Source organism: Neisseria sp. HMSC061B04 (assembly GCF_001836705.1).
Taxonomy (GTDB): Bacteria; Pseudomonadota; Gammaproteobacteria; order Burkholderiales; family Neisseriaceae; genus Neisseria.
The window spans coordinates 121,252-134,717 of the sequence record NZ_KV830189.1; the positions used below are offsets into that span (position 1 = coordinate 121,252).

Annotated in this window: 12 protein-coding genes; 11 read left to right on the forward strand and 1 reads right to left on the reverse strand. The window is 50.3% G+C overall.

Annotated features, from left to right (window positions below):
- The first annotated feature begins 25 nt into the window (after positions 1–25).
- From HMPREF2661_RS05240 to HMPREF2661_RS05255, 4 genes are all read left to right on the forward strand, one after another.
- Positions 26–346 (forward strand): cupin domain-containing protein, encoded by a 321-nt coding sequence (locus HMPREF2661_RS05240; RefSeq protein ID WP_049323660.1) that lies wholly within the window; start codon positions 26–28, stop codon positions 344–346.
- A 178-nt stretch (positions 347–524) separates the two neighbouring features.
- Positions 525–2,021, forward strand: a complete 1,497-nt coding sequence (locus HMPREF2661_RS05245) for an NADH-quinone oxidoreductase subunit M (RefSeq protein WP_049323659.1) — start codon at positions 525–527, stop codon at positions 2,019–2,021.
- Between the two features lie 9 nt (positions 2,022–2,030).
- Positions 2,031–3,473: an NADH-quinone oxidoreductase subunit NuoN gene (gene nuoN, locus HMPREF2661_RS05250; RefSeq protein ID WP_049323658.1), complete on the forward strand. Its 1,443-nt coding sequence runs from the start codon at positions 2,031–2,033 to the stop codon at positions 3,471–3,473.
- A 220-nt stretch (positions 3,474–3,693) separates the two neighbouring features.
- Positions 3,694–3,993 (forward strand): DUF2818 family protein, encoded by a 300-nt coding sequence (locus HMPREF2661_RS05255; RefSeq protein WP_049323657.1) that lies wholly within the window; start codon positions 3,694–3,696, stop codon positions 3,991–3,993.
- Between the two features lie 156 nt (positions 3,994–4,149).
- Here the strand turns inward: HMPREF2661_RS05255 and HMPREF2661_RS05260 are convergent, their stop codons facing one another.
- A complete protein-coding gene (locus HMPREF2661_RS05260) occupies positions 4,150–4,755 on the reverse strand; it encodes a hypothetical protein (protein WP_234398657.1) in 606 nt (201 codons plus the stop codon).
- A 535-nt stretch (positions 4,756–5,290) separates the two neighbouring features.
- On the opposite strand from HMPREF2661_RS05260, the gene frr reads away from it, so the two are divergent.
- The 7 genes from frr (at position 5,291) to bamA (ending at position 13,413) form a co-directional block, all read left to right on the forward strand.
- A complete protein-coding gene (frr, locus tag HMPREF2661_RS05265) occupies positions 5,291–5,848 on the forward strand; it encodes a ribosome recycling factor (protein ID WP_003747893.1) in 558 nt (185 codons plus the stop codon).
- A gap of 57 nt (positions 5,849–5,905) precedes the next feature.
- The gene (locus HMPREF2661_RS05270; protein ID WP_049323655.1) at positions 5,906–6,652 is read left to right on the forward strand and encodes an isoprenyl transferase; all 747 of its coding nucleotides are present in this window, start codon (positions 5,906–5,908) and stop codon (positions 6,650–6,652) included.
- Positions 6,653–6,657: 5 nt separating this feature from the next.
- Positions 6,658–7,452: a phosphatidate cytidylyltransferase gene (locus tag HMPREF2661_RS05275; RefSeq protein WP_049323653.1), complete on the forward strand. Its 795-nt coding sequence runs from the start codon at positions 6,658–6,660 to the stop codon at positions 7,450–7,452.
- Positions 7,453–7,485: 33 nt separating this feature from the next.
- Complete coding sequence (locus HMPREF2661_RS05280) at positions 7,486–8,235, forward strand: SIMPL domain-containing protein (RefSeq protein WP_003686550.1); 750 nt, start codon at positions 7,486–7,488, stop codon at positions 8,233–8,235.
- A 117-nt stretch (positions 8,236–8,352) separates the two neighbouring features.
- A complete protein-coding gene (gene ispC / locus HMPREF2661_RS05285; RefSeq protein ID WP_070822647.1) occupies positions 8,353–9,534 on the forward strand; it encodes a 1-deoxy-D-xylulose-5-phosphate reductoisomerase in 1,182 nt (393 codons plus the stop codon).
- Positions 9,535–9,666: 132 nt separating this feature from the next.
- Entirely contained in the window at positions 9,667–11,007 is a 1,341-nt protein-coding gene (rseP, locus tag HMPREF2661_RS05290; protein WP_070822627.1) for an RIP metalloprotease RseP, read from the forward strand.
- Between the two features lie 3 nt (positions 11,008–11,010).
- Positions 11,011–13,413, forward strand: a complete 2,403-nt coding sequence (gene bamA / locus HMPREF2661_RS05295) for an outer membrane protein assembly factor BamA (RefSeq protein WP_070822629.1) — start codon at positions 11,011–11,013, stop codon at positions 13,411–13,413.
- The last annotated feature ends 53 nt before the right edge of the window (positions 13,414–13,466 follow it).

Genomic DNA, 13,466 nt, shown 5'->3' on the forward strand with positions numbered 1-13,466 from the left:
TGAAATATAGAGGCGAGAAAAAGACATGTCGGACACACAAACCATCCGCTCCGCCGAATTTACCGCTTTCCGCGCATGGGGTGCACTTGACATCGCCAATATGAACGGCACCACCGTGCGCCTGCACTGGACGAACCAGCCCTACACATGGCACATCAACGACGGCGAGGAAGTGTTTGCCGTGATGGATGGCGAAGTTGAGATGCACTACCGAGAAAACGGCGAAGAACACATCGTTCGTTTGAAAAGCGGGGATATCTTTTACGCAGGAATCGGCACGGAACACGTCGCCCATCCGTGCGGCGAGGCGCGGATTCTGGTGATTGAGAAAGAGGACAGTGTTTGAGGCCGTCTGAAAAGAAGGTTTGAGACAGCAACAGAATAAGAGAATGACGGCAGATATACATTTTTCTTGATTTTGCCGTACACAAAATACACAATCTTTTTCAGACGGCCTCCTGAAATGTCGTCTGGAAACCAACCCATACAACTATATTTTTTATTTTAACCACAGGTTAACCACTATGTTTTCCAACTACCTACTCAGCTTGGCAATATGGATACCCATCGCCGCAGGTGTGCTGGTTTTGGCGACCGGTAAGGACAGCCGTGCGCCGCTGGCGCGTGTGCTTGCCTTCATGGGTGCGCTTGCCGGTTTCTTGGTAACGCTGCCCCTGTTTACCGGTTTCGACCGTTTGAGCGGCGGCTATCAGTTTACCGAGTTCCACGAGTGGATTCCGCTGCTGAAAATCAACTACGCATTGGGCGTGGACGGTATTTCAGTGCTCTTTATCATCTTGAATGCGTTTATTACGCTGTTGGTGGTATTGGCCGGTTGGGAAGTCATTCAGAAACGTCCGGCGCAGTATATGGCCGCTTTCCTGATTATGTCGGGTTTGATTAACGGCGCGTTTGCCGCGCAGGATGCGATTCTGTTTTATGTGTTCTTCGAGGGTATGCTGATTCCGCTGTACCTGATTATCGGTGTATGGGGCGGCCCGCGTCGCGTCTATGCGTCGGTCAAGCTGTTCCTCTATACGCTGATGGGTTCGCTTTTGATGCTGGTTGCCATGGTTTACCTGTACTATCAAACAGGCAGCTTCTCTATTGTCGATTTCCAAAACATCAAACAGATTCCGTTGGGCGTGCAACAGCTTTTGTTTGTAGCATTCTTCCTGTCATTCGCCGTAAAAGTGCCGATGTTCCCTGTGCACACTTGGTTGCCGGATGCCCACGTTGAAGCGCCAACTGGCGGTTCGATGGTGTTGGCGGCCATTACGCTGAAGCTGGGTGCGTATGGTTTCTTGCGCTTTATCCTGCCGATTATGCCGGATGCGGCACGCTATTTTGCCCCCGTGATCATCGTATTGAGCCTGATTGCCGTGATTTACATCGGTATGGTGGCTTTGGTGCAAACCGATATGAAAAAACTGGTGGCATACTCTTCCATCAGCCACATGGGTTTTGTCACTTTGGGCATGTTCCTGTTTGTAAACGGCCAACTGAATGACTGGGCATTGAAAGGCGCAATCGTTCAAATGATTTCCCACGGTTTTGTGTCTGCCGCGATGTTTATGTGTATCGGCGTGATGTACGACCGCCTGCATACCCGCAATATTGCCGACTATGGCGGCGTGGTCAATGTGATGCCTAAGTTTGCGGCGTTTATGATGTTGTTCGGTATGGCCAATGCCGGTCTGCCTGCAACTTCCGGCTTCGTGGGCGAGTTTATGGTGATTATGGGCGCGGTTAAAGTGAATTTTTGGGTAGGCGCGTTGGCTGCCATGACCTTGATTTACGGTGCGTCTTATACCCTGTGGATGTACAAACGCGTTATTTTTGGTGCGATCCACAATCCGCACGTTGCCGAAATGAAAGACATCAATTGCCGCGAATTTGCGATTTTGGCGATTTTGGCGGTTGCTGTTTTGGGCATGGGTCTGTATCCGCAAGCGTTTATCGAAGTGGTGCATCAAGCGGCAAACGATTTGATTGCCCATGTGGCACAAAGCAAGATTTGAGGTGTGTAAATGAACTGGTCTGATTTGAATTTAATGCCCGCCATGCCCGAAATCGTGCTGCTTGCGCTATTGGGTGTCGTATTGCTGGCAGACTTGTGGATTTGCGATAAAAACCGCTATCTGACCCATCTGATGAGTTTGGGAACAGTCATCATCGTGGCCGTTACCCAATTGGCGGTATGGGAACAGGGCAGTGTCGATGCCTTTCACGGTATGTATATTGCAGACGGCATGTCCCGTTTGGCAAAACTGGTGCTGTATGCGCTGACTTTCGGTCTGTTTATTTACAGTAAACCGTACAACCAAGACCGCCAAATTTTTAAAGGCGAGTTTTACACCCTGTCGCTGTTTGCCCTGTTGGGCATGAGCGTCATGGTCAGCGCGGCACATTTCCTGACTGCGTATATCGGTTTGGAATTGTTGTCTTTGTCGCTGTACGCCATGATTGCCCTGCGCCGCGATTCCGGCCGCTCTGCCGAGGCTGCGCTGAAATATTTCGTATTGGGCGCGTTGGCTTCCGGCTTGCTGCTCTATGGTATTTCCATGGTTTACGGCGCCACCGGTTCCCTCGATTTTGCTTCCGTCTTGGCTTCTGCTTTCAATGAGCAGGCCAATGAATGGTTGTTGAAATTGGGTATGGTGTTTATTGTAGTTGCCATTGCATTTAAATTGGGTGCGGTTCCATTCCATATGTGGGTACCCGATGTGTACGATGGCGCGCCGACCTCTGTTACCGCCTTTGTGGGTACGGCTCCGAAAATTGCCGCTGTTGTCTTTGCATTCCGTATCCTTGTTACCGGTATGGGTACCATACATTCAGACTGGGCGCCGATGTTGGCCATTCTTGCCGTTGCTTCTTTGGTGGTCGGTAACCTTGCCGCCATCATGCAAACCAATATCAAACGTATGCTTGCCTACTCCACCGTATCGCACATGGGCTTTATCCTGTTGGCGTTTATGGCAGGCGCAGTCGGCTTTACCGCAGGCCTGTATTACGCCATTACCTATGCTTTGATGGCGGCTGTCAGCTTCGGCGTTTTGATGGTATTGTCCACCAAAGACATTGAATGTGAAAACATCAAAGACCTCGCAGGCCTTAACCAACGCCATGCATGGTTTGCCTTCTTGATGCTGCTGTCCATGTTCTCCATGGCGGGTATTCCGCCGCTGATGGGCTTCTACGCTAAATTCGGCGTGATTATGGCGCTCTTGAAACAAGGCCATGTTTGGTTGTCCGTATTTGCCGTCATCATGTCGCTGATTGGTGCGTTCTACTACCTGCGCGTGGTCAAAGTCATCTACTTCGATGCGCCTGACCATGACCAGCCGGTCGGCAGCAACTATGCCGCCAAATTTGTCCTGACGGTCAATGCCTTCCTGCTGCTCCTGTGGGGTATCATGCCGCAAACCGTTATCGACTGGTGTGCCAAAGCATTGGAAAATACCCTGTAAGCTTTAAACAAAACCGACGGCGGCCGTTCCAAAGCCGCCGTTTTTGTTAGGATTCGCATCCGGGTGAAATATACCCAAAGTTCAGACGGCCTCAAGCCTTCGGACAAATATTAGGCGGATGTCATCAAGAGATTGAATATTCCACGGATAATGATGGGCAAGAATGCCCGTTCAACATGTTAAAATCACACACAGGCCGTCTGAAAACAGAAAGACCACCATGACCGCATCCATGTACATTCTTTTGCTGTTGGCACTTATCTTTGCCAACACCCCCTTTATTACCACCAAATTTTTCGGCATCATCGCCCTGAAACGCAAACACATCGGCCATCACTTGATCGAATTGCTGGCGGGCTTCCTTCTTACCGCGATCCTCGCCTATATCCTCGAATCACGCGCCGGTGCCGTGCATGCCCAAGATTGGGAGTTTTACGCGACCGTTGTCTGCCTCTACCTGATTTTTGCCTTCCCATGCTTTGTATGGCGTTACTTTTGGAATGAGCGAAATAGAGAGTAGGAATCGGATTTGAATAGGGAAAAGGCCGTCTGAAAGATTTTCAGACGGCCTTTTTATATCAAGTAAGGATTGTTTTAGGGATGAGCTTTGGAACATTGACCTGGAGTTGCCATATTCAGTTTCATAATGGCAGCTTTGGCAACATCTTCAGAAATTTCAGTTGCTGCCGGCATTGGTATTGGCCGCTTCAGGTAACAAGAAACCTTTGTTTTGCAAGTCGCCTAAGCAATTAACAACAATATCTTTAGTTACAGAGATAAATGCCTGATCCAGATTGCTATGGGGAGTCAGCTCTTTTGGTGTGGAGGTTAAACCAATAGTAGTCACAATAGCGTGATTAAATTCGGAACGGTTTAATTCTTTTTTGCCATCTGAGTAGCTACAGTAGAATTGATAGTAATCCTGAACTGTACTGCCTGCTAATCCGAAAGTCAGACCTGTTTTTATACCGTTACCTACTGCACCACCAATATCGGCGATATTGTTGGCATGGATTTTCAGGCTGTTTTGGGCTTGCGGGTCTACTGTTACAATCTTTGTTCCGTTTAGTGCAATTTTGGCAGCTTTTGTTAGAGCCGGATTTACTTTAGGGAAAGGCTTACCATTACGCTCGAACTCTCCCTCTAAACGTATAGGATAAGGTTGGTTTGGTACTTTCAAATCACTTTGTTTATATTTTTGATATTCGGTTGAGGTATAAGGATGTGGTACAACACAGGCAGAAAGCGCTAATGTTGAGCATAGAATGAGTAGTTTGTTCATAGATATTCTCCAGTTAATTTGCATTTATCTGTTCGTTTTCAGGTGAATTAAATAACGGATTCGAATAAAACCAATTATAACGTAATACAGTTTTTATACAAATTTTGCAAATCAATGTGAAAATTTGCATAGGAAAACAGGTTATTATATTGGATCTACCTTGTGAACTTCATTACTTTAGAGAGAAGGTTTCCGATAGTGATGGTAGATAGATATTGAGGGAGAGTTAACTTTAATTACCAAGAGTACAAGCTGTTAGCTTTTGAGTTATTAAGATTAGATGCCGATTGAAAATGATAGGGAGATTTCAGCTTGGGTCAGTCGGCAAATAAATCAAGCCAAAAGGCTGAGTTGATGTAGTTGCTTGAAACAATAAAGGCCGTCTGAAAGATTTTCAGACGGCCTTTATTTTGTTTGATGTTAAATATCGGTTAGAAAACAAGGCTGTTGGGGCGTAAAGCCTTGTCGTGAGGGCGGTTTAACGGTACTATTCTCGGTTAATCCTGTTTTATTCCTATGAAATTGAAAGTATAAGATGATTAATGATATTCAAAAGACAGCTGAAGGCAAAATGCAGCGTTCTCTGGAAGTATTGAAAGAAAACTTGGCTAAGGTGCGTACCGGCCGTGCGCATACCGGCCTGCTTGACCAAGTGGAAGTGGAATACTGGGGCAGCATGGTGCCTGTGAGTCAAGTAGCGAACGTAACGCTTTTGGATGCGCGTACGATTGGTGTGAAACCTTTCGAGAGCAATATGGCTTCAAAAGTCGAGAAAGCGATCCGTGACTCCAACTTGGGCCTGAACCCTGCTTCTGTCGGCGATTTGATCCGTGTCCCTATGCCTATGCTGACTGAGGAACGCCGTAAAGATTTGATCAAAGTGGTACGCGGCGAGGCGGAAGAGGGCCGCGTGTCTATCCGCAATGTGCGCCGTGATGCAAACGACCACATCAAAAAATTGTTGAAAGACAAAGAAATTTCTGAAGATGAAGCCCGCCGTGGCGAGGAAGCGGTTCAGAAATTGACCGACAAATACATTGCTGAGGCGGACAAGCTCTTGGCGGCCAAAGAAGAAGATTTGATGGCGATTTAATCCTGTGTGCAAACCGTTCAGACGGCCTTTGGACGGTTTGCTCCCTGAAAGGCAGACATGAAAAGCAGTACGCAGACGATTTTGGAACACTCTGCCATCCCCCGACATATTGCCGTGATTATGGACGGCAACGGACGTTGGGCAAAGAAGCGTTTTCTTCCCCGTGTGATGGGGCATAAGCGCGGCTTGGATGCGCTGGAGAACATGGTGAAGCATTGTGCTGAGCTGGGTGTGCGGTATTTGACCGTGTTTGCTTTTTCGACTGAAAACTGGCGACGCCCCGAGGAAGAGGTTTCTTTTCTGATGGGGCTGTTTTTGCAGGCTTTGCAAAAGCAGGTGCGCCGTTTGCACGATAACAATATGCGCTTGAAAGTCATCGGCAGCCGTGAGCGGTTTAATGCTGAAATCCTGAAGGGGATTGAGGCGGCCGAGGCGTTGACGGCAAACAATACCGGTTTGACTTTGAGCATTGCCGCCGATTATGGCGGCCGCTGGGATATTTTGCAGGCGGCAAATCAGTTGATTGCCGAGGGTGCAACAGAGATTACGGAAGAGGCGTTGTCGCGCTATTTGATGTTGGGCGATGCACCCGAGCCGGATTTGTTTATCCGCACCGGCGGCGAGACGCGCATCAGTAATTTCCTGCTGTGGCAGATGGCGTATGCGGAATTGTATTTTACGGATACGCTGTGGCCTGATTTTAATGAGAAATCGCTGAACGAGGCGATTGCTTCGTTCCAAAAACGGGAGCGCCGCTTCGGGCGGACTTCCGAACAGCTGCCGGTTGAGCAGCAACGGGGTTGAGAATTATGTTGAAACAACGGATTTTAACGGCGCTGTGGCTCTTGCCACTGATGCTGGTCATGCTGTTTTATGCACCTATGTGGCTGTGGGCGGCGTTTTGCGGCCTGATTGCTATGTTGGTTTTGTGGGAATATGCCCGCATGAGCGGCTTGGACAAGCTGAAAATCAATCATTATTTGGCGTCAACGCTGGTGTTCGGTGTGATTGCCTATGCCGGCGGTTGGCAGCTGCCCAATTTGGTTTGGTGTGTCGTATTGGCGTTTTGGCTGATTGTCATGCCTTGGTGGCTGAAAGCGAAATGGAAGCTAAACGGCGGCTGGCAGGCTTACACGGTCGGTTGGTTGTTGGTGATGCCGTTTTGGTTCGCACTGGTTTACCTGCGCCCTCAGCCTGAAGACGCGCTGTCTTTATTGGCGATTATGGGCTTGGTATGGGTGGCCGATATTGGCGCGTATTTCTGCGGCAAGTCGTTTGGCAAGCGCAAAATTGCGCCGACCATCAGCCCGGGTAAAAGCTGGGAAGGTGCGATCGGCGGTGCATTATGCGTTGCCGTGTACATGACCATCGTATGGAAAGCCGGTTGGCTTGCTTTTGAAGCCGGTTGGCTAAAAACTATTTTGATCGGCTTGATTCTGACCGTTGTCAGCGTGTGCGGCGATTTGTTGGAAAGCTGGCTCAAACGTGCGGCCGGTATCAAAGACAGCAGCAATCTGCTGCCGGGACACGGCGGCGTGTTCGACCGTGTGGACAGCCTGATTGCCGTTATCAGCATTTATGCCGCCTTTGTATATTTGTTTTAAACCGCCTGTCTCACATTGTTGAGGGAGCTGATTATGTCCGAACAAAAACAGATTTCATCTTTATCGATTTTGGGCGTATTGTTGGCACTGGGATTGATGGCTGCGGCGTTTATTTTGGGCGTGCAGTTTAAGAATCTGCGCCAACCGGGGACGATTACCGTAAAAGGTTTGGCGGAGAAAAACTTCCAATCCGACAGTGCGACGTGGAATACGGGCGTGAACGCGCACGGCGAGAGCTATCAGGAAGTTTTGGATTTGCTGACGGCAAGACGCAAGAAGTTGTCTAAGTTTTTGGGCGAGCAAGGCTTTGCGGCGGCTGAAATGAAAGTGGGCCTGCCCGAAGTGTCGCGCGTTTTCAATGAAACCCGCGACGAACTGGGCAACGTAACCCGCACGCCCAACGGCTACGACGGCGACCTCAATATTGTGGTCAACACCAAAAAACTGGACAAAATCCAAGCCGCCCAGCGCGCCATCTTGAATTTCCGTGCGCAAAACGAATTTATCCGCTTTGACAATCCGCAATATTTGCTGGGCAATTTGGAAACCATCAAACGCGATTTGATCACGCAGGCGACTGAGGATGCGCAGAAACGTGCGGCCGAATTTGCCAAAACCGGCGGCGGCAAAGTGGGCGCCATGCGTTCTGCTTCGCAAGGCTCGTTCAACATCTATGCCGACACCGGCAGCAGCGAGGATGACGAATACGGCGGTTCTTACGATAAAAGCACCGTCGGCAAACAAGTCCGACTGGTTGTTACCATCGAATACGGCATTGAGTAATTCTTTCAGACGGCCTGTTTAGCCGGGAGGTAAAAGGCCGTCTGAAAATTGGAAACGGCAAAGAAATCTATTTCAAACACAATGAATACCGTTTGCACAGCACACAAAGAACACACCATGACACAACAAGTTCTGACCATATTAGGCAGTACCGGCAGCATAGGCGAAAGCACTTTGGACGTTGTTTCCCGCCATCCCGAAAAATTCCGCGTGTTCGCGCTGGCAGGGCATAGGCAGGTGGACAAGCTGGCGGCGCAATGCAAACAGTTCCGCCCGGAATATGCCGTTGTCGGCGATGCCGGCCATGCGGCCGAGCTGGAAAAGAAACTCAAACAAGAAGGCATCGATACGCAGGTTTTATATGGTGCTCAAGCCCTGATTGATGTGGCTTCGGCCGATGAAGTCAGCGGCGTGATGTGTGCCATTGTCGGTGCGGCCGGTCTGCCCTCGGCTTTAGCCGCCGCTCAAAAGGGCAAAACCATTTATCTGGCCAATAAAGAAACGCTGGTGGTTTCCGGCGCATTGTTCATGGAAACTGCCCGTCAAAACGGCGCCGCCGTCTTGCCGATTGACAGCGAACACAACGCCATCTTCCAAGTATTGCCAAGGGATTACACAGGCCGTCTGAATGAGCACGGTATCAATTCGATTATCCTGACTGCATCAGGCGGGCCCTTCCTTAACACCGATTTAAGTACATTTGACAGCATTACGCCCGAGCAGGCGGTCAAGCATCCGAATTGGAGCATGGGTCGCAAAATTTCCGTTGATTCCGCGTCAATGATGAATAAGGGCTTGGAGTTGATTGAGGCGCATTGGCTGTTTAACTTTCCGTCGGAAAAACTGGAAGTCGTCATCCATCCGCAATCCGTGATACACAGCATGGTGCGTTATCGCGATGGTTCGGTATTGGCGCAGTTGGGCAATCCCGATATGCGTACGCCGATTGCTTATTGCTTGGGCCTGCCCGAACGCATCGATTCCGGCGTGGGCGAGTTGGATTTCGGCGCATTGTCCGCATTGACCTTCCAAAAGCCTGACTTTGACCGTTTCCCATGTTTGAAACTTGCCTATCAGGCCATGAATGCAGGCGGTGCCGCGCCTTGCGTGTTGAACGCTGCCAACGAAGTGGCCGTGGCCGCTTTTTTAGATAAACGCATTAAGTTTACCGATATTGCCAAAGTCGTTGCCCACTGCCTTGCCCAAGATTTTTCAGACGGCCATCATGATATTGAAAGCTTGCTGGCGCAAGACGCGCAAACACGCAGACAGGCAGAAGCCTTTATCGGTAAACAATAAAGCTCCAATGACAGGCCGTCTGAAACGTCAACCGCTTGGCATTTAGGCAGACAAAATGGAGCAACTGCCTTTATAATCGGTTTTCAGACGGCCTTATCCGTTGATGATCACATTCCACTCAGGGGATTTTTTTTGCAAACCTTTTTAGCCTTTATCGTCGCCATTCTGATTTTGGTCAGCCTGCATGAGTTCGGACACTATATTGTTGCCCGCTGGTGCGGCGTTAAAGTCGTGCGCTTTTCCGTCGGCTTCGGTAAGCCCTTTTTCACCCGAAAACGCGGCGATACCGAGTGGTGTCTTGCCCCGATTCCGCTGGGCGGTTACGTTAAAATGGTCGATACGCGCGAAGGCGAGGTGGCGGAAGCAGATTTGCCCTACGCCTTTGACAAGCAGCATCCGGCCAAGCGCATCGCCATTGTTGCCGCCGGCCCTTTGACCAATTTGATTTTGGCCGTTTTGCTTTACGGTTTGAGCTTTTCCTTCGGCGTAACCGAGTTGCGCCCCTATGTCGGCATGGTCGAGCCTGCCAGTATTGCCGCCAAAGCAGGTTTTCAGGCAGGCGACAAGATTGTATCGGTCAACGGAATCGCCGTAAAAGACTGGAGCGATGCGCAAACCGAGATGGTGTTGAACCTTGAATCTGGTCCTGTAAAAGTCGCCGTTCAGACGGCCTCAAATGCCCAAGCCGTCCGCATAATTGATGCTGCCGGTACGCCTGAAGCAGGTAAAGTTGCGAAAAACCAAGGCAACATCGGCCTTTTGCCTTTTAGAATTACTAACCGCATCGGCAAAGTCTTGGTTGATAGTCCGGCCGAAAAAGCAGGTTTGAAGGAAAACGACAAGCTGCTGACCGCCGATGGGAAGCCCATCGAAAGCTGGCAGGCATGGACGGAACTCTTCCGCGCCAGCCCTGGCCAACGAATCGAACTGACTTACGAGCGCGACGGCAAAGTGCTGGCAACCGCTATCCGGCCGGACAGCGTCGAGCAGTCGGTAGGCGTGCTGGTGGGTAGGGCAGGGCTTGCCGCCCAAGCGGATAAAGAGTGGGATAAAACCATCCGCTACCGTTATACGCCTTCCGTTGCCCAAGCCTTTGAATTGGGTTGGAACAAAACCGTCAACTATTCATGGACGACCCTCAAATTTTTCGGAAAACTGGTTACGGGCAATGCCTCTTTGAACCATATTTCCGGCCCCCTGACCATTGCCGATGTCGCCGGACAGTCCGCCAAACTCGGATTGCAGAGCTACCTCGAATTTCTGGCCTTGGTCAGCATCAGCTTAGGCGTGTTGAACCTTTTGCCCGTACCCGTTTTAGACGGCGGACATCTGGTTTTCTATACCGCCGAATGGATACGCGGAAAGCCTTTGAGCGAGCGCATACAGGCAGTCGGCCTGCGCTTCGGACTGGCAGCCATGCTTTTGATGATGGCTGTGGCTTTCTTTAATGACATCAACCGTTTGTTTGGATAATTTATGAAACTGAACCAGATTGCTTCCGCTTTAATGGTATTGAGCCTGTCTCCCCTGGCATTGGCTGACTTTACCATTCAGGACATCCGCGTCGAAGGCCTGCAACGCACCGAGCCGAGTACCGTCTTCAACTACCTGCCCGTTAAAGTCGGTGATAATTTCAATGATGCGCGCAGTGAAGAAATCATCAAAAAACTCTATGCAACCGGTTTCTTTGACGACGTACGCGTCGAGACCATGGACAATCAAGTCCTGCTGACCGTGATTGAGCGTCCGACCATCAGCTCGCTCAATATTACCGGCGCGAAAATGCTGCAAAACGACGCCATCAAGAAAAACCTTGAAGCCTTCGGTTTGGCGCAATCCCAATACTTCAACCAAGCAACGCTGAACCAAGCCGTCGCCGGTTTGAAAGAAGAGTATTTGAGCCGCGGCAAACAGTCGGTCAAAATCACGCCGACCGTCACCAAACTCGCCCGCAACCGCGTGTCTATCGATATTGCCATCGAAGAGGGCAAATCTACCAAGATTACCGATATTTCCTTTGAAGGCAACGAAGTTTATTCCGACCGCCGCCTGCTGAAACAAATGTCCCTGAGCGAAGGCGGCATGTGGACTTGGATCACCAAGAGCAACCAGTTCAATGAGCAAAAATTTGCTCAGGACATGGAAAAAATCACCAATTACTACCAAAACAACGGCTACTTCAACTTCCGCATTTTGGATACCGACATCCAAACCAACGAAGACAAAACCAAGCAGACCATTAAAGTAACCGTCAGCGAAGGCGACCGCTTCCGCTGGGGCAATGTACGCATCGAAGGCGATACGCTGGAAGTGCCGAAAGAAGATTTGGAAAAACTGCTGACCATGAAGCCGGGCAAATGGTACGAGCGCGCGCAAATGTCCAATTCGCTCGAAGCCATCCAAAACCGCATGGGTCAGGCAGGTTACGCATTCAGCGAAATCAATGTCCAACCGATTCCAAATGCCGAAACGCATACTGTTGATTTCGTGCTGACCGTCCAACCGGGCCGTAAAATCTATGTAAACGAAATCAACATTACCGGCAACAACAAAACCCGCGACGAAGTCATCCGCCGCGAGTTGCGCCAAATGGAATCGGCGCCTTACGACTCTGCCAAACTGCAACGTTCCAAAGAGCGCGTTGAATTGTTGGGCTACTTCGACAACGTTCAATTTGATGCCGTTCCTGTGGCCAATACCCCCGACCAAGTTGACCTGAACATGAGCCTGACCGAACGTTCGACCGGCTCGCTCGACTTGAGCGCAGGTTGGGTTCAGGATACCGGTTTGGTAATGTCTGCCGGCGTGGCTCAGGACAACCTGTTCGGTACGGGTAAATCCGTTGCCCTGCGCGCGTCCCGCAGTAAAACCACAGTAAACGGCTCGTTGTCGTTTACCGACCCATACTTTACACCGGACGGCGTAAGCTTGGGTTACGATATTTACGGCAAGACTTACGACCCGCGTAAAGCTTCTTCCAGCGCGAAACAATATAAAACCACGACTTTCGGCGGCGGTTTGCGTATCGGTATTCCGGTTACCGAATATGACCGTGTGAACTTCGGCCTGGCCGCGGAACGCTTGACTGTGAATACCTACAAAGGCGCGCCTAAACGCTATGCCGACTTTATCAACCAATACGGCAAAGGCGACGGCAACGGCGTGGGCAACTTCAAAGGCTGGTTGTACAAAGGCACCATCGGCTGGGGCCGCAACAAAACCGACAATGCCTTGTGGCCGACCCGCGGTTACCTGACCGGCGTAAACGGCGAAATCGCCCTGCCGGGTAGCGACCTGCAATACTATACCCTGACCCACAACCAAACTTGGTTCTTCCCGTTGAGCAAAGATTTCACGCTGATGCTGGGTGGCGAAGTCGGTTATGGCAACGGCTACGGCAAAACCAAAACCATGCCGTTCTTTGAAAACTTCTACGGCGGCGGCTTAGGCTCCGTCCGCGGCTTCGAAAGCGGTACGCTGGGCCCGAAAGTCTATGACGAATACGGCGAGAAAATCAGCTACGGCGGTAACAAAAAAGCCAACGTTTCCGCAGAGTTGCTCTTCCCGATGCCGGGCATTAAAGACTCGCGTACCGTCCGTCTGAGCTTGTTTGCCGATGCAGGCAGCGTGTGGGATGACAAAACCTACAACGACAGCAGCAGCAATACTTATTACACCAATGGCGCGCTCCAAAACGTGTACGGTGTAGGCACAACGCACAAATCGACATTCAAAAACGAATTGCGTTACTCTGCCGGTGCAGCCGTGACCTGGCTCTCTCCGCTGGGTCCGATGAAGTTCAGTTATGCTTATCCGATTAAGAAAAAAGAAGGCGACGAAATCCAACGCTTCCAATTCCAACTCGGTACGACATTCTGATGATGTTTAGGCCGTCTGAAACCGGGTTTGTCCGTTTCAGACGGCCTCATGGC